At 43.3% G+C, this 17,759-nt stretch carries 14 protein-coding genes and 1 tRNA gene; 8 read left to right on the top strand and 7 right to left on the bottom strand.

The window, feature by feature from the left end:
* Positions 1-25: 25 nt before the first annotated feature.
* Positions 26-241, bottom strand: a complete 216-nt coding sequence (locus FQ084_RS03520) for a hypothetical protein (RefSeq protein ID WP_147222245.1) — start codon at positions 239-241, stop codon at positions 26-28.
* Between the two features lie 122 nt (positions 242-363).
* Between FQ084_RS03520 and FQ084_RS03525 the strand changes: the two genes are divergently transcribed.
* Entirely contained in the window at positions 364-600 is a 237-nt protein-coding gene (locus tag FQ084_RS03525) for a helix-turn-helix domain-containing protein (RefSeq protein WP_149489235.1), read from the top strand.
* 476 nt (positions 601-1,076) lie between these two features.
* On the opposite strand, the gene FQ084_RS03530 is transcribed toward FQ084_RS03525, so the two are convergent.
* Positions 1,077-1,151, bottom strand: a tRNA-Gly gene (locus FQ084_RS03530).
* A 260-nt stretch (positions 1,152-1,411) separates the two neighbouring features.
* Between FQ084_RS03530 and FQ084_RS03535 the strand changes: the two genes are divergently transcribed.
* The 3 genes from FQ084_RS03535 to FQ084_RS03545 all read left to right on the top strand — a co-directional run bounded on the left by FQ084_RS03535 (position 1,412) and on the right by FQ084_RS03545 (position 5,690).
* Positions 1,412-3,076 (top strand): alpha-keto acid decarboxylase family protein, encoded by a 1,665-nt coding sequence (locus FQ084_RS03535; RefSeq protein ID WP_149489236.1) that lies wholly within the window; start codon positions 1,412-1,414, stop codon positions 3,074-3,076.
* A gap of 227 nt (positions 3,077-3,303) precedes the next feature.
* Positions 3,304-3,639 carry a GlpM family protein gene (locus tag FQ084_RS03540; RefSeq protein ID WP_149489237.1) on the top strand — a complete coding sequence of 112 codons (336 nt, stop codon included), beginning with the start codon at positions 3,304-3,306 and terminating at the stop codon, positions 3,637-3,639.
* A gap of 260 nt (positions 3,640-3,899) precedes the next feature.
* A complete protein-coding gene (locus FQ084_RS03545) occupies positions 3,900-5,690 on the top strand; it encodes a potassium/proton antiporter (protein WP_149489238.1) in 1,791 nt (596 codons plus the stop codon).
* Between the two features lie 30 nt (positions 5,691-5,720).
* On the opposite strand, the gene FQ084_RS03550 is transcribed toward FQ084_RS03545, so the two are convergent.
* The gene (locus tag FQ084_RS03550) at positions 5,721-6,620 is read right to left on the bottom strand and encodes a LysR family transcriptional regulator (protein ID WP_149489239.1); all 900 of its coding nucleotides are present in this window, start codon (positions 6,618-6,620) and stop codon (positions 5,721-5,723) included.
* 209 nt (positions 6,621-6,829) lie between these two features.
* Between FQ084_RS03550 and speB the strand changes: the two genes are divergently transcribed.
* The 4 genes from speB (at position 6,830) to FQ084_RS03570 (ending at position 12,880) form a co-directional block, all read left to right on the top strand.
* On the top strand, positions 6,830-7,798 hold the full coding sequence (speB, locus tag FQ084_RS03555; RefSeq protein ID WP_149489587.1) for an agmatinase: 969 nt from the start codon (positions 6,830-6,832) through the stop codon (positions 7,796-7,798).
* Between the two features lie 109 nt (positions 7,799-7,907).
* Positions 7,908-9,662 (top strand): 5-guanidino-2-oxopentanoate decarboxylase, encoded by a 1,755-nt coding sequence (locus FQ084_RS03560; RefSeq protein ID WP_149489240.1) that lies wholly within the window; start codon positions 7,908-7,910, stop codon positions 9,660-9,662.
* A gap of 120 nt (positions 9,663-9,782) precedes the next feature.
* A complete protein-coding gene (locus FQ084_RS03565; RefSeq protein ID WP_149489241.1) occupies positions 9,783-11,189 on the top strand; it encodes a YjiH family protein in 1,407 nt (468 codons plus the stop codon).
* Positions 11,190-11,383: 194 nt separating this feature from the next.
* Complete coding sequence (locus tag FQ084_RS03570) at positions 11,384-12,880, top strand: aldehyde dehydrogenase family protein (protein WP_262880643.1); 1,497 nt, start codon at positions 11,384-11,386, stop codon at positions 12,878-12,880.
* 101 nt (positions 12,881-12,981) lie between these two features.
* Here the strand turns inward: FQ084_RS03570 and FQ084_RS03575 are convergent, their stop codons facing one another.
* From FQ084_RS03575 to pcaF, 4 genes are all read right to left on the bottom strand, one after another.
* The gene (locus tag FQ084_RS03575) at positions 12,982-13,515 is read right to left on the bottom strand and encodes a DUF2058 domain-containing protein (RefSeq protein WP_149489242.1); all 534 of its coding nucleotides are present in this window, start codon (positions 13,513-13,515) and stop codon (positions 12,982-12,984) included.
* Positions 13,516-13,896: 381 nt separating this feature from the next.
* A complete protein-coding gene (locus FQ084_RS03580; protein ID WP_149489243.1) occupies positions 13,897-15,258 on the bottom strand; it encodes an MFS transporter in 1,362 nt (453 codons plus the stop codon).
* A 396-nt stretch (positions 15,259-15,654) separates the two neighbouring features.
* A complete protein-coding gene (gene pcaD, locus FQ084_RS03585; RefSeq protein ID WP_149489244.1) occupies positions 15,655-16,434 on the bottom strand; it encodes a 3-oxoadipate enol-lactonase in 780 nt (259 codons plus the stop codon).
* 81 nt (positions 16,435-16,515) lie between these two features.
* The gene (pcaF, locus tag FQ084_RS03590; protein ID WP_149489589.1) at positions 16,516-17,751 is read right to left on the bottom strand and encodes a 3-oxoadipyl-CoA thiolase; all 1,236 of its coding nucleotides are present in this window, start codon (positions 17,749-17,751) and stop codon (positions 16,516-16,518) included.
* Positions 17,752-17,759 lie beyond the last annotated feature (8 nt).

Here is a 17,759-nt window from a genome sequence, read left to right on the forward strand (position 1 = left end):
GTTAAACTCCTTGTTTAAATAAAACTTACTGTAAAGCCATACCGTTGATGGCACTCATCACTGGCTTACACATATCTTCTTCGATACGCTCCCATACATATAAAATCTTGCGACCGCCAAAAGGGCGTATGTAATGGATATTCTCAATCAGGACAGTGTCCTTCATTTGATTGCGAATAGTGCGTGCGTCGTATTTGATACGATCCGCGAGTTCTTGAGTAGTGAGATAAGTCTGTGACATAATAGTTCTCCATGTGAAATAAATTTACTATTAGTGAATGATTAGTTATCACTAGTTAGTACATATTATCTATAAACATTATCACTTGCAATCACTTTTTTATCACTTTAGGGATTTTATATATGATTAAGCTCAATTTACCTGTTTTATTTGCACAAAGAGGCATCCGTGTAGCTGATGCTGACAGGATGTCTAAACTAGGAAGGTCTACTTTGTATCGAATGTACAATAATGAAGTCACTAGAATAGACTTTGATTCATTAAATGAGCTTTGTAAGCTTTTAGATTGCACACCCGGCGATATTATCCTCTATGAAGAAGATGAAGTTTGTGAGGAAGAGGGTTCAAAAGAAAGTTAGAATGCTTACTAAGATGGTTGTTCGAAGTGTCTTGAAAATCATTAAGCTTAGCGCCGATACATATTTTATTCGGTCTAATTACTTTTAAATATTAGGTTGTAGTCATCACCGTTTAAGCGACAATTAATTTTGAATGTTATAAATCTGAAATAGACTTCGGAAAATTTAGGCCTCTAAAAAACACGTTTTTTGCTGGATTGAGGTTGGGTTCAAAAATCAGCATAGTGCCAAATTCACTAGGTTAGGTGTCATGATGGTTTTTGAACTAAAAATAGCTAGGTTGTGGTCAGGTACGTATACGCAGTTTTAGGGCAGGGCACGGTTTGGGCACCAAATGGGCACCGCACCGAAAATGAGCTTTTTGACTGAGTAGATAAGCTTAACTATATTCAAAAATATATCTCGAGAACTTCTCTACAACCCCCGAAAATTAGACAAAAAAAAGCCTCACTGTTAAGTGAGGCTTTTTAAGTATTTGGAGCGGGAAAAGAGATTCGAACTCTCGACCCCAACCTTGGCAAGGTTATGCTCTACCACTGAGCTATTCCCGCTAATTATCAATTAACTATCGTCAGTTGATGAAGGCGTATTATACGCAGTTTTATTTCTATGTCAACACCTATCACGAAAAAAAGTAAAAGTTAGCAAAACAGGCATGTCATCCAGTCTTAGATTTATGTTATAACAGTTTATTATAATATGTATTCCAAAAGCTTTGTATGGAAGAAATAAGCTGGTGTGCATTTTATAAAAAACTCCCTTCTTATTGATAGTTATCAATACTTATAATCGTAAGCATTAAGGATAAAAAATGAGTCAACAATATACCATCGCTGATTATTTGTTCGATCGCATCGCTGAAGCTGGTGCGACTGAAATATTTGGTGTGCCCGGTGATTTTAATTTAACATTTTTAGACAATGTTATCGCTTCTGATAAATTACGCTGGGTTGGTAATACCAATGAGTTAAATGCTGGTTACGCAGCTGACGGCTATGCACGTGAGCGAGGCTTTGCGGCTATGGTGACAACCTTTGGTGTCGGCGAGCTGTCGGCGATTAACGCCACTGCCGGCTCGTTTGCTGAGTATGCACCGGTATTACATGTGGTAGGTGCACCCAGTACCGCTTTGCAAGATTCAAAACGCCGTATTCACCATACATTGGGTGATGGGGTGTTTAACCACTTTATAAAAATGGTAGAACCAGTGACCGTCGCACGGGCGCAAATTACACCTGATAACGCTGCCTCTGAGATTGATCGTGTCATCCGCTTGATTCTTAAAAAGCATCGCCCAGGTTATTTATTGCTATCACCAGATGTGGCAAAAACACCGATTTATCCGCCGACGACCAAGCTTGTTGATAGTGAAGAAGACATCACTAGCCAAGCGGCGCTAGCAGACTTTAAGCAAGCGTTGATAGAATTTTTACCCAATAAAACCACGACTTTGATGGCAGACTTGATGGTGCATCGTTTGGGATTACAGAGTCAGCTGAAAGCCTTAATCGCGGATACCGACATTCCTTATACAACGTTATCATGGGGTAAAACCTTACTTGATGAAAATAGCGAGCGTTGGGCAGGTACTTATGCTGGCGTGGCATCGCGTCCTGTGGTTAAAGACGCGGTAGAAAACTGCGAATGTTTAATTAAAATCGGCGTGCAATATACCGATACCACTACCGCAGGCTTTAGCCAAGACATCGATGAAAAAGTGGTGGTCGATTTACATTATGAGCGTGCGTCTATCAGCGGTCAGAACTTTGCCCCGATTGCGCTAAAAGATGCCCTACAAACACTGCATGAAGTCATGACCTCGGGTATCAATATCGTACCCAAGCAGTTCTGTAGAGAGATGAAACCCCATGAGCAAAATGGCAAAGATGATGAGCCTATCCGCCAAGATGATTTATGGCATATTATTGCTGATGCGCTCGATGATAAAAATCTGGTATTTTCTGACCAAGGTACGGCGTATTTTGGTATCAGTGATGTGCGTCTACCAGAAGGTGTGACGTCTTATGGTCAGCCGATGTGGGGCTCGATTGGTTATACCTTGCCAGCTAGTTTGGGCGCTGCCATTGCTTCACCGCACAAGCGTAGTATCTTATTGATTGGTGATGGTTCTGCTTTATTAACCATTCAAGAAATTGCTGTAATGATTCAAGAGCGCATTAATCCTGTGATTGTACTGATTAATAATGATGGCTATACCGTTGAGCGGGCGATTCATGGTGAGAACCAACGCTATAATGATATTCCCAAGTGTGATTGGCAAATGATGCCAAAAGCCTTCGGCGCGACGGGAGAAAATAGCTTAATTATGAAAGTGGAAACTGCTGGCGAATTAAAAGCGGCGTTGAAAAAAGCAGCTGCTACCAAAGATAAGCTGGTGATGTTAGAGGTGATGGCAGATAAGCATGATATTCCACCATTATTGGCTGATATCAGTGCCGCCCTTAAACCTAAATAGCCTAAGTGAGATATAAGGTTTTTCACTAAAATTATTCATTAAGCGCTTATAAACAAGAGAAGCCCTATTTGGTGTCATGCTAAGTAGGGCTTTTCTTATGTTGATGGTGTTATTTTTCAGCGTAGCAGTTTTTGATAGGGCTGATGATTTATTATCGACCATTTTGCTCTAGGCATTCATTATCATGATAAATTAAGCGCTTAATAGATGATAGGAGACGGGCCATCATGATTTGGCTAAAAATGCTGATTGGCGCTTTGATGGTATTATTGATTCAACTTTTTGCGCAGACACGCTTCTTTTATTTGGCAGCATTGGCACCGCTGTTTCCCACCTTTACCTTGATCAGCCACTTTATCGTTGGCACTGAGCGTAGTCCTGCTGATTTAAGGGTGGCGTTGATTTTTAGTATGCTGGGTGTCATACCGCATCTTATTTATACTCTTGTGGTATTTTTTAGCATCAGTTACGTCAGCTTATATAAAGCACTTTTATTGGGCGTGGTCGCTTGGACAATTGCAGCGGCTATCTTAGTGATTGCATGGCAATACATTCAAGCTTAGTTATAGTTAAAAAAGGGTAGTATTTGCCACAGCTCGAACAGTAGCGCAAAAGTGGCTTTTTAGCAGCTGGTAAAAGCAGATAGCAGGATTCATAAAGGACTGTAAGACGATTTTTTGGAATATAGGTTCTATAGTTTTGGTCATCAATGTTATTCTTAAAGGAAATGTGGTCATGCTATCCGCCGTAAAATAAAGTCAAAATCAATACTATCGTAACCACTCAACTCTTCATCACTGATAAAAATAGGGCTTAATAAAAGATGGATACCTTAAATATCCTGTATCTCGTAGGAGCAGTATTAATTTTTGCCAGCATCATGGCAAGTACGCTATCGGCGCGTTTGGGCGTTCCTCTTTTGCTATTGTTTTTAGTCGTCGGGATGCTCGCCGGCGAAGAAGGTATATTGGGTATCGAGTTTTCTCAATATGGCATTGCTAACTTCGTCGGGCAGGCGGCGTTGGCCTGTATTTTGCTAGATGGTGGACTGCGCACCTCTTTTAAATCTTTCCGAGTCGGACTGAAACCAGCAATCACGCTTGCCACTTGGGGTGTACTTGCAACGGTCATGATACTGGGTGTATTCGTCACCTGGCTGCTTGATGTCGATTGGCGTTTTGGCCTATTAATGGCAGCAATCGTTGGTTCTACTGATGCGGCAGCAGTATTTTCACTGCTGCGTAATGGCGGCGTCAAACTTAACGACCGTGTACAAGCGACTTTGGAGCTGGAATCAGGCGCCAACGACCCGTTAGCTATTCTATTGGTGACAGGGTTGATTGCTTTAAATGTTGACCCTGCCGGACAAACCGTGTTTGGCTTTTTAGGCTTGCTGTTACAACAGCTTAGCTTTGGTCTCGGGATGGGCTTACTGTTTGGGTACTTATTGGCGAGATTATTACCCAAGGTACACTTGGCAGAAGGCATGTATGCCATCTTGATACTCTCTGCTGGCTTGGCGGTGTTTGCAGCGACCAATTTGATCGGCGGAAGTGGATTTTTAGCGGTTTATCTCACTGGGGTGCTGATAGGAAACCATAAAGTACGCTCGACCGAGCATGTCATGCGGGTGATGGACAGCTTTGCATGGTTGTCACAAGCGGTATTGTTTGTTGTGCTGGGCTTATTAGTCACGCCATCAAACGTTCTCAACGTTTGGTATTACTCGGTCGCGATTGCTGCCTTTATGATTTTGATTGCCCGCCCTATCGCAGTCTATACCAGCGTGAAGCCCTTTAAGTTTAAAGACAGAGAAATTGGCTTTATTTCTTGGGTTGGCTTGCGTGGTGCTGTTCCTATTACCCTTGCAATTTTACCAGTGATGGCAGGCATTGATGACGCCTTTATGCTGTTTGATATCGCCTTTGGTGTGGTGGTTTTATCTTTAATTTTGCAAGGCACTACCATTCCTTTCATGGCAGATTTATTTAAAGTGCGTATTCCTAATAACAAAGACCCAGAAGAAGAGCATGAGGTATGGGTGTCAGACAAAGCGAGTATTACTTTATATCAGTTTCAAGTAAAGTCAGGCGCGTTTGCGATTGGTCGCCATCCGATGGCTATTTCTAATCGCATCAGTCCTGATGAGATTAGTGTTTTTGCCTTGGTACGTGGGCAGCAGATCGTGAGTATCGATGAGAATACCAAGCTCAAATTTGGCGATAGGGTCTGGTATGCCATGCGAGGTAATCATGCCAGTCAGATTGCTAAGATTTTTAATGACACGACCTTAGACCTTAAAGCCATCGATGATTTTTATGGTGATTGGCTACTATCACCGAATGTCAAACTTGGCGACTTGCCATTCTTTACCGGTGTGATGACCTCTGAGTCTCTGGTAGATAAACTGAAATCCAAACCTAAAGATCACGGAAAAAGTATGTGGGAGCAAACGGTCGCTGAATATGTCAAAGACAGCTTAGACATGGCGCCAGTATCGGGTGATACAGTCTCGATTAATGATGAATGGTCGTTGGTCATCAGAGAAGTCGATGATAAAGGCAAGCTAAGAACGATTGGCTTAAAACGCGAGGAGCTACCAAAAGCGGTATAGCTATTTGCCGTTATTGTGTATCGTTGCTATTTATAAAAGGTTCGTCATTTGATGTAAAAAATCAGCGACATGCTTATGTAGGTTTTCGCGATATGCCCAATGATGTTTGACCTCATAACTTGCCGTCTCGGGCAATAAAATTTTCATCAGACCCGTTTCTTCATAACGCTTAGCAAAATCATAGGGTAGATAGCCGACATGATGACCGGCAAGAATCAACTGCGCTGTCGCATCCATATGATAAGTGGTGGCGCTCAACGTCTTTGGGCGGATATGATTGATATTATGATCGACTACATAGCCCCGTTTTATCCAAGGATAATGTTGTTCTAAACTCTCAAAGCTTAAATCGTCTGAGCTATCAAATAAAGGATGCGTCCGTCCGCAGCAGACGACTTGCTTTTCGATAAATGCTGGCTGGAAATTTAATAGGGGTGGGAAGCTGCCAAAGTAGCCAACGCCGATATCACTTTCGTTGCCAAGTAACTTATCTAACATACTCTCAGGACTTTGCACATCGATAGAAAAATGAATAAGAGGGTTATCGCGATAGCTGGTAGCCAAGCACTGCTGCAAAGCATCATAAAAAAACGTGGGCATCTGATCCGTTAAACATAGGCGAATATGACCGCCGCGAACCGAATCTAATTGACGTATATAGTGCAACTGGTGTTGAAAACTAGCTACCGCTTCATTAAAACTCAAACAAGCCTCATAAACTGCTGCACCGTCTTCGGTTAGACTGAAGCCTGCGCGACCACGATGACATAGGGTCATCCCCAAACGGTCTTCTAAATGGGTCAGATGACCACTGATGACAGAGGGGGTGATATTTAAGCGCGACTGTGCCGCTGTCACACCCTGACACTCGACAATCGCCATAAAGCTACGCAGGGTTTTAATGTCTATTTTGATCAATTCATCTAGCATGTAGAGTGCTGCCTCAGTATTTACTAAGCCTATGAGATTTATTTTAATTTTAAACTTCTAAGAATTATACATAAGTCTCAGTTACTACGAAAAATCAGAAGTTTACTTCTAAATTTTACCATGGTCTGTATCCCTATATTTAGGTATTGTCCAAGGTATAGGGAATTTGTCTGTTTTGATAAATGCAATAATAAACAAGGATGTGAATGATGGAATTCAATCAACCATTAAGCGGCAACGATATGCCAAGATTTGGCGGCTTTGCATCTATGATGCGCTTGCCAACTCAGGCGGATGCAGAAGGGCTGGATGTCGCATTCGTTGGCGTCCCTTTAGATATCGGTGCCTCTAACCGTAGTGGTGCTAGACTAGGACCACGCCAGATTCGTGATGAATCACGCATGATTCGCCCTTATAATGTCGCCACGCGTGCTGCTCCTTTTGAGTCTTTGCAAGTTGCTGATATCGGCGACGTACCTATTAATACCTTTAATCTGCTAAAAAGCATTGATATCATCGAAAAATTCTATTCAGAAAAAATCGTTAAACATGGTGCCATTCCACTGACGTTGGGCGGCGACCATACCATTGCTTTGCCTATCTTACGTGCGCTTGCCAAAAAACATGGTCCTGTCGGGATGGTGCATATCGATGCACATGCTGATATTAATGATGAGATGTTTGGTGAAAAAATAGCCCATGGCACCCCGTTCCGCCGAGCAGTTGAAGAAAACCTTATCGATGGCAACCGTGTGGTGCAGATTGGCTTACGTGGTACAGGTTACAGCGCTGAAGAGTTTGATTGGTCAACCGAGCAAGGCTTTCGGGTGGTGCCTGCTGAAGAATGTTGGTATAAATCCCTGACACCGCTGATGGCAGAAGTGCGCGAAAAGTTAGGTGATGGCCCAGTTTATTTAAGTTTCGATATCGATGGCATTGATCCTGCCTTTGCACCGGGTACGGGCACTGCTGAAATCGGTGGATTAACGTCAACACAAGCCATTGAAATCATTCGTGGTATGCGCGGACTGGATGTGGTTGGTGGCGATTTAGTAGAAGTGTCACCGCCGTATGACCCGTTTGGCAACACCTCAGTACTAGCGGCAAACTTACTGTTTGAGATGCTATGTATCTTACCGGGTGTGCGCTATGACGATAAGGTCAAAGCGATTTATTAAGCATAATTTATAATAACAAACTGCTCTTTATAAGGAATTAAAGGGCAGTTTGGGTTTGATATTGAAAGACTTATTTAATTGCGATTGAATTTTTTAGGATGATTGACTCATGACGCACTCTCTACAAAAGCCTTCTTCATTGACAAATGCCTCACCAATGACCTCTCCAGTTACTTCATCGCTGACCTGCGGTGAGCTGCTCGTACAATGGTTAGAATATTATGGTGTGGAGACGGTCTTTGGTATTCCGGGTGTGCATACGGTCGAGCTATATCGTGGCCTGCCCAATACCGATATTCGCCATGTCACGCCGCGTCACGAGCAAGGCGCTGGATTTATGGCTGACGGTTATTACCGCGCGTCTGGCAAGGTAGGGGTTTGTTTTATCATCACCGGCCCTGGTATGACCAATATCATGACGGCGATGGCGCAAGCATTGGCAGATTCTATCCCGATGCTGGTGATATCTAGTGTCAATAAAGTACATCATACCGGCAGCGGTGAAGGGCACTTGCATGAGTTACATGATCAGCAAGGCATGGTCAGTAAAGTGGCGCTTATGAGCAAAACCATCTGGCAGCCTGAGTCGTTACCGAAAGTCATCGCTGAAGCTTTTGCTTTATTTAATGGTGCGCGTCCGGGACCAGTACATATCCAGCTACCCATTAATGTGATTACCGCCGATGCCAGTCATGTCGCCAAGCCGCCTAAGCTAAATAAGCTAGATGCTTCTTTAAAAGGCCAATCTGTTCATCATATTTTGATGCAACCGCAAGTGACAAGACCGCTACCTCATCCTGCGCAATTGGATTTGATTATTGAGCAGCTAAAAAGCGCAAAAAATCCAGTATTGCTCTATGGCGGTGGCTGCGTTGATGTTAATCATGACGCACAAAAATTGGCAGAACTTATGGATGCGCCGACATTTTTGACCATCAATGCCAAAGGTTTGTTGCCGCCTGCTCATCCGCTGAGTTTGGGCAGCAATCAGTCATTGGCTGTTGGTCGCGCTGTCATTAGCGAGGCGGATTTGGTATTGGCGATTGGTACTGAGCTTGGCGAGACTGATTATGACGTCTTCTTTAATGGTGGGTTCAAAATCAATGGCACGCTGATTCGTATCGACTGCGATGCTCAGCAATTGCAGCGTCCTTTTAGAGCGGATATTGCGCTCTTATCTGATGCGCAAATGGCTATTAGTGGTTTATGTGCGCGCTTAGAGAGTCAACCGCTGAATCATCAAGGGCTCGCACGTGTCGCTACGGTAAAACAGGCATTAATAGAAGAAATGACACCAGCCTTTGCTGGTCAAAACGCACTATTGCAGCTGATTCGAGATGAAGTAGAAGGCGTTATTTTCGTTGGCGACTCAACGCAACCTGTCTATAGCGGCAACCTTGGCTTTGAAGCATTAGCCACGCGTCTATGGTTTAATTCATCGACGGGATTTGGCACCTTGGGTTATGGTTTGCCTGCCGCTATTGGTGCCATGATTGGCTCAAAAGCGCCGGTTGTGAGTCTAATTGGTGATGGTGGCATACAGTTTACCATTGCAGAGTTAATCTGCGCTGCCGAGCTTGAACTGCCATTGATTGTGCTGTTATGGAACAACCAAGGTTATGGTGAGATTCGCCGTTATATGGAAGAGGGCGGCTTACCTTTAATTGGGGTCAATATTAAAACACCGAATTTTGAACCACTGGCGGCAGGATTTGGGGCGGGCTATCGTAGAATCACTGCGAAACAGCAGCTGCTCGCAGCATTAAAAGAAGACATCATAGGTAAGCAGCCTGTTATCTATGAAGTGGATGAGGCTGATGAATTCTTGACTGAAATGGGTAAAACGTTTTGCTGTTTTAGCTGAATATTGACTTGTACTAGAAATAATTAATAAAACTAGATCCGACCAATTCGCTCAATCCGGGCATTGGTCAGAGCGCCAAAGGGAAAAATTGGCGATCGTCGCCTATCAAGGAGGAATCAGATGTCAAATGTTATTGATCAATCGCAGCAGCCTATATTAGGCAATCATGTTAACGCGTCAGAGACTCCGCAGGGCGCGCATTGGCGTGCCGCAATGTGGAAGTTCTTACTGTTTTCAGCATTGGGTATTGCGTTATTTATCATTCCGTTTCAATGGGACGGCAAGGTCACTATTTTATTGGGCGTGCTGACCGATACCTTGCAAGCATTGATCGGAGGTTACGTCGTTTATGCTGCATTAGCGATTGTTACGGTCTCCTTTGTAGGAGCGCTGGCGGTCAAAGTTTTGAGACCTAACCTGCCAGCTGACTCTATGCGCGCCAAGCTGTTTGATGTCGGTTGGTTTTGGCTTGCTGCGCGGTTTTTAGGCGCGCTATTTGTTTGGATGATTTACCTACAAATCGGTCCTGAGTTTATTATTAATCGTAATACTGGAGGCGTCATTTTTGAAGATTTGATACCGATTTTGATTCCTTTATTTTTCTTTGCCATTTTATCATTGCCGTTTTTAACCGATTTTGGTTTGATGGAATTTTTGGGTACGTTATCAAGCAAGGTATTTGTCAAACTGTTCAGGTTGCCGGGGCGCTCAGCGGTCGATGCCATGTCTTCTTGGTTTGGCGCTGCATCCATTGGTTTGCTTGTGACTATGCAAGAGTATGACAAGAGTTACTACAGTCAGCGTGAAGCAGCTATTATCGCGACGACTTTTTCGGTCACCTCCATCGCCTTTACCTATGTGGTTGCCAAAACCATCGGCGTTGACAATAACTTCGTATATTTTTATCTGACCATTGCTTTAACAGGCTTTATTGCTGCCGTTATTATGCCGCGCCTACCACCATTGTCTATGAAGCCTGATACCTATCATTCAGGTAAGAGCATGCTTGATGAGGAGATTCCTGCTCAGTACACCACCTATCAATGGGCGGTCAACCGTGCAATCACACGCGCGCACTCTATGCCAAGCTTGGGTCATGTCTTTAAGCACAGCCTAAAAAATCTATTTGATATCTATTTTGGCTTGATTCCGGTAATTTTTGCTATCGGTACTATCGGTCTTGGCTTAGCAGAGTACACGCCAATATTTAACTGGTTATCGTCACCGCTTGTACCGCTGCTTGAATTGCTGCAGATTCCAGAGGCTGCTGAAGCGGCTCCAGCGATGATTATGGGCTTTGCTGATATGTACTTGCCGGCTCTGGTGGGTAAAAGTATCGAGAGTGAGATGACAAGATTTATCGTCGGCGCAGCTTCTATCACCCAAATTATCTATATGTCTGAAGTAGGGGCGCTGATTTTAAAATCAAACATCAAGCTGAATGTGCTAGAGCTGTTTATGATTTTTATTCTTCGTACGCTTATCAGTTTGGTGGTCATTACGACCGTGGCGCATCTTTTGTATTAAAAAATGTGCTCATAGATTAATGCTATGTTAGCAGTCGGTTTTGCCTAATTACAGGTTGAATCGACTATTTTTTTAGCAAAATAAATCATCAAGATACATTATAAAAAGAGATATCAATAAATGTTTCTTTAACAATAGATGGGCAGCAAAGGCTGTTATATGAACAGTGTTTAAAATATGAGGTAATAAAAATAATGGATAATTCTAACGACTTAAGACGAGACATCGCCAAACAGACGATGCAAAATGATGTGAGGTTAAATGCTGCTTACATAGATGGTGAATGGATCACTATTGAAGCGTCTGATTCTGATACAGTAGACGATCATGCTTTATATGACCCAAATTTAGGAGAGGTGATTGCAACGACTAGGCTTAGTACAAAATTTCATGTAGATAGGGCAGTGGATGCTGCTGCTAAAGCCTATCCGGCTTGGTCTCAAACCAGTGTTAGTACCCGTGCTCATTATCTTAATGCCATTGCGGATGAGATGGAGCAGCAGTTCGATAAGTTGGTTGGGTTGTCAGTATTTAATAACGGTAAGCCCATTGAAGAGGCAAAAATAGACGTCAGTGACGCCATTGCTTGTTATCGTTATTATGCGAATCTGATTACAGAGCAAGAGACATGGTCTGAGGTCTCTAGTGAATCAGGCATACGCTTGCTAAAGACCTATGCGCCCGTTGGTCTTTGTGCGCTTATCGTCCCATGGAATTTCCCGATGGTAACTACTGCTTGGAAATTAGCCCCTGCATTGGCTGCTGGCTGTACCGTACTGTTAAAACCCTCTGAGGTGACATTACTACCTGAATTGATGCTGGGCAATATCTTATCTGCTATCCAGATGCCAAAAGGGGTGGTCAATATTTTACCCGGTGGTGCCGAAGTAGGTGCCGCTATGACTAGCCATCCATGGATTGATAAAGTATCTTTTACCGGCAGTAATTTGGTCGGCGAAAAAGTGATGATTCAAGCGGCAAAAGGCATTAAAGACATTAGCTTAGAGCTTGGTGGTAAGTCCGCCATCGTCGTGTGCGCAGATGCTGATATTGAATACGCCTGTGATTTGATCATTGGTGGTATATTTACCAACGCGGGTCAAATCTGCTCAGCGACTTCAAGGCTGCTTGTCCATCAAGAGATTGCTCAGTCATTATTTAAAAGATTGAAAGCTAAAACAGAAGATTTGTACATAGGTGATGGCTTCGATACTGCCACACAAATGGGTCCGTTGGTGAGTAAACAACAACTCGCTGAAGTCAAAAAATATATGGATATCGCTACTGCTGAAAACCTTGACTGTCTAACAGGGGGCGAGATATTAAAGCGCCAAGGGTATTTTGCAACGCCGACCATTTATACTGATGTGCCAGTGAGCAGTCAGTTGTGGATGGAAGAAATATTTGGACCGGTATTGGTAAGTGCAACCTTTAGCGACAATGTCGAGGCAATCCGTTTAGCCAATGACAGCAAATACGCCTTGGCAGCGACTATTGTTAGTGCGGATGAAACAGCGGTATTAGAGATGGCACTACAAATAGAGGCTGGTCATATTTGGATTAATGAGCAGCAAATCGTATTACCTGAGGCGGGCTGGGGCGGGTTTAAGCAAAGTGGCATCGGTCGCGAATTGGGCAGGGATGGTTTATCCGCCTATCAAAAAAGCAAGCATGTTTTGCTACCTTCTTAATTACTTTATATTTCCATGCTTATATCATATAAAGACCCCTGCATAGACGACTTAGTTCTATACAGGGGTTCGGGTTTAATGCCTAGCCATATAATAAATGCCTACCACATCAAATCATCTGGAATCACGTAAGCGGCGTAAGGGTCATCTTCTGCTAGCTCAACCTCTGACTTGTCATTCGATACCACCATAAAGCCTTCTAGCTTCGAGTTGATACGGTCAGCCAATGGACGAGGGAGTAACGCGTAATCGTCTTCCAAGCGCGCAATCACTACATGACCTGCCACTATTTGATCATATAGCTTCTGGGTAATATAAATCTTTTTAATCTTAGCATCGTCAATAAACTGATAGGTGACATCACCCTGTGTTTCTGTGATTTGGTGCTGCTTAATCATCTGAATAACGTTGGCTTTTAGCATTTTTTCTTCTAAAAGTTGCTGTTTTTCCTGATTGAGCTTTTGGTCTTTTTCTATTTTTTTGGCTTGGGCTTCTGCCAAGGCTTTTTTAGCTTCAAGATTTGATAAGTCGCCAGTACGCTTAGCATGCTGCGACTGTTTGCTGATTTTTTTGGCTTTTTTGCTATCCACCAATCCAGCTTTTAAGAGTTGTTCTTGTAGGGCGTTTTTAGCCATGTCTGTGTTACCTAAGTGAAATTACCTAAATCGTAGCATCTAAAAGTCATGGTAACAAATTTTGCCCAGACATGTCATCACATTGAGCTTTTAATAACTTATTTGAAGTATGGCATTAATAAGTTGCGTGATGAATTTAGCGAGGGCTAGCACAAGTATTTAGCATAAGATTTATTGTCCTACTCATTAATTTTTAGCCAACAAAAAAGGCTTCCAATTGCTTGCAAGCCTCTTATGTCTAATAAGTGTGGTGCATTTAATATTAATTTAAGCTATGAACTTACTTTAAATAGCGCTACGTTTATATGATAAAAATATAATTAATGATGCATGTGAACTAGTAGATATGATTAAGAATAAATATTTAAACTCATATTAGACTTAGGCGGCCGAAGTATCTAAAATCACTGATCTTTCTTGAACTTTTTTGCCATCAACCGCAGCACTTAAGTTGACAAGGAAAATAGCAACCGCAGCGATAACACCGGGGATGGCGATAAATAAAAAGTTGGTTTGATGGCTGAGCTCAAGCGTAAGTAGCGCACCAGTTAGAATGGGTCCTACGATAGCCCCAATACGACCGATACCTGATGCCCAGCCCATCGCCGTCGTACGTACGGTAGTAGGATAGTATTGAGCAACAAAGGTATAGAGTAGTATTTGGGAGCCGATAGTGGTGGCTCCAGCGATTGCGATAAGAGTATATAGCACCACCTGAGGGCTATTGTAGCCAAGCAGTATCAACGACACCGCACCTAAAGCAAACATAATGGTCAAAACAGGTTTAAGATGGAATTTGTCAGCCAATACTCCGCCACCAATAGCCCCAACCATACCACCAATATTGAGCGCAAATAAGAACAACATACTAGCGCCTAGTGAGTAACCTGCTTGAATCATCAGCTTCGGTAACCAACTGGCCAAAGCGTATACCATCAACAAGCACATAAAGAAGGCTACCCAAAACATCAGGGTAGTAAAGCCGCGATTTTTTAGGAATAATGCCTTGATAGGCGCATCATCCCCTTTAGTAGGCTCATCTAATATTAAGGTAGTAGAGGTGGTGACAGTCTGTTGTGGTAAAAGTCTACGGACGATTTTTTTGGCCTCATCATGTCTTTTTTCTTTGACCAAATACATCAATGATTCAGGCAGCATTTTCCAGATGATTGGCAATAGCAGAGTAGGTATCCCTGCAATATAAAACATAATTTCCCAACCATAATCTATCACCAAAAACGATCCCAATAATGCTGATGCCATGCCACCTATGGCGTAACCACTGAACATAATCGCGACCAAAGTACTGCGGATGCGTTTTGGCGCATATTCTGAAGTCAGTGCCACACAGATTGGCATCACACCGCCGATACCAAGACCAGCAATGAAGCGCAAAGCTGCAAACTGCATTGGACCATTAGCAAAAGCGCCAAAAAAGGTAAAGCTACTGAATAAACCGACGCAGATCATGATGGTCTTTTTGCGTCCGATTTTGTCAGATAAAGTACCGAAAATCATGGCGCCAAACATCATCCCAAAAAGTGCCGCGCTGGCAAGGAAGCCTGCTTGTACCGCAGTTAATGACCACTCTTCCATGAGTAAAGGTAGAGCCACACCATAAATAATAAGATCGTAGCCATCAAAGATAATAATTAATAAGCACCAGAACAGCACTTTCCAATGAAAAGGGGCAAATTTGGCTTCATCAATAACTTTATTGATGTTTAAGGTTGGCGATTCCATTCGTTTTTCTCCATGGGTAATATCCTTATAAGTGCTTATTAAGTTATGGTTTTATGGCAAGCAAGTCAAAAACTATCTAAGTATCAATTCATACCTAAAAGGTATGATTTTTTAATTTATATAAGGTAAAGGAATATAACAGTGGATAGACAGCCTTGATAATAGAAGCAGAGGTTTTCTTTACAGGATACTGCGATAATCAAATAAGCCCATGAATATCTGTTATATCTTTTTTGAGAAAGAATATGCGTATTGTTAATAGATGATATCCCTCAAAAGATGGGCAAAAAAGATTGCTCATATATCTAAAAGACATATGAGCAATCTAAGCATTACGCAGATACCACTAGCATCGCACATAGCAGTGGGTATATTTGGACAAAGGCTATAGTAGTATTAGTGTTTCAAATATTGTCGCACGAGTTTATTGAATGCTTCAGGCTGTTCAATATTTGAGATATGCGAGGCATCGATAGTAGCGAGCGTAGCGTTAGGGATGTGGTCGACCATATATTGACCATCGGCGACCGTCGTCACTGGGTCTTCAGAGCCTGAAAGCACTGTGACAGGCACGCGGATATTTTTTAACTGCTCGCTAGTATCAGCGATAGACAACGCCTCACAGCAGCTGGCATAGCCCTCGCTACTGCCATCCGCAAGAGTGCTGGACAAGGCGGCGACCACATCAGGATAGTTATCGATAAAACCCGGTGTGAACCAACGTGATGCTGCGGTCGATGCTATCGGCGCCAACCCTTGCTCGCGTACCAATTGCGCGCGATCTACCCATGCGGCCTTGTTACCAATCTTCGCGGCGGTGTTGCATAACATCAATTGGTAGAAGCGGTCAGGGTAGTGAATAGCCAGCCATTGGCCTGTCATTCCACCCATAGAGATGCCACAAAAGAATGCTTTATCAATACTTAGGTGATCAAGCAAATCAATCACATCTTGCCCAAGCTGATCCAAATTATAAGGACCTGTTGGTGCGGAAGACTTACCATGACCACGGGTGTCGTAACAGATAATAAAATAATCAGTTTGCAAAGCATCAATTTGTGGCTGCCACATATGATAGCTGGTACCTAAAGAGTTGGAGAATAGTAGAGAGGGGTTGCTGCTATCACCAAAAGTGGCATAGTTTAGTGTTACGTCTTTGCTGTCGAATACAGGCATAATTATTGTCCTTTTAACCATTGCAATGTTAGTGAAATAGCAATTGTGCTTGGTTAGATTTACATTTATTAATAGTGCTGCTTAATCGTTATCAACACGCTCAACAATCATCGCGATACCCTGTCCAACGCCAATACACATAGAACAGATTGCATAACGCTTACCCGTGTACTCAAGTTGATTAAGGGCGGTTAGAATAAGACGTGCGCCCGATGCACCAAGTGGATGGCCAAGCGCAATAGCGCCGCCATTAGGATTGACGCGCACGCTATCATCAGGTAATCCTAAATCGCGTGTACAGGCGAGAGCTTGAGCGGCAAAGGCTTCGTTTAATTCAATAACATCCATCTCATCGAGAGATAATCCTGTTTGCGCCAGTAGCTTTTTCATCGCTGGTGCTGGTGCAAAGCCCATAATACGTGGCTCAACGCCTACCGTGGTCGAGGCTATGATACGTGCACGTGGCTTGAGATTAAATTCTTTAACGGCTTGCTCTGACGCTACTAAAAAAGCGGCCGCCCCATCATTAATTCCAGAAGCGTTGCCGGCCGTCACCGTACCATCTGCGCTGACGATAGGGCGCAGTTTGGTCAACTTCTCAAGCGTGGTATCAGCACGAGGGTGCTCGTCGGTATCGACAATGATAGGCTCACCTTTACGTTGTGGGATGATGACAGGAGTAATCTCGTCTTTGAAAAATCCTGCCTCTTGCGCCGCTGCGGTACGTTGTTGGCTACGTAGCGCAAATGCATCTTGGTCAGCACGATTGACATTGAATTGCTTTGCGACATTTTCTGCGGTTTGCGGCATGGTCTCCGTGCCATATAACTCATCAAGTTTTGGATTGATAAATCTCCAACCCATGGTGGTATCTTCAAGTTTATTAGTACGATCAAATGGCTTTTCCGATTTGCCCATCACAAATGGTGCACGGCTCATGCTCTCAACACCGCCTGCAATAATAAGGTTGGCCTCACCTGCTTTAATAGCGCGTGCTGCCATTGCTAAAGCATCCATAGATGAGCCACATAAGCGGTTCACAGTCGTGGCAGGCACTTGATAAGGTAAGCCTGCTAGCAATGACGACATACGTCCGACGTTGCGATTGTCTTCGCCGCTTTGATTGGCGCAGCCATAGATGACGTCATCTACTTTTACCCAATCGACATTAGCATTGCGTTCTATTAACGCCTTGATAGGGATAGCACCTAAATCGTCAGCACGTATTGGTGCTAGACCGCCGCCGTAGCGACCAAAAGGGGTACGAATGGCATCGATAATATAAGCGTTATTTAAACTAGTGATTGAATCAGTCATCATCCTTG

This window comes from Psychrobacter sp. ANT_WB68 (assembly GCF_008369115.1).
GTDB lineage: Bacteria > Pseudomonadota > Gammaproteobacteria > Pseudomonadales > Moraxellaceae > Psychrobacter.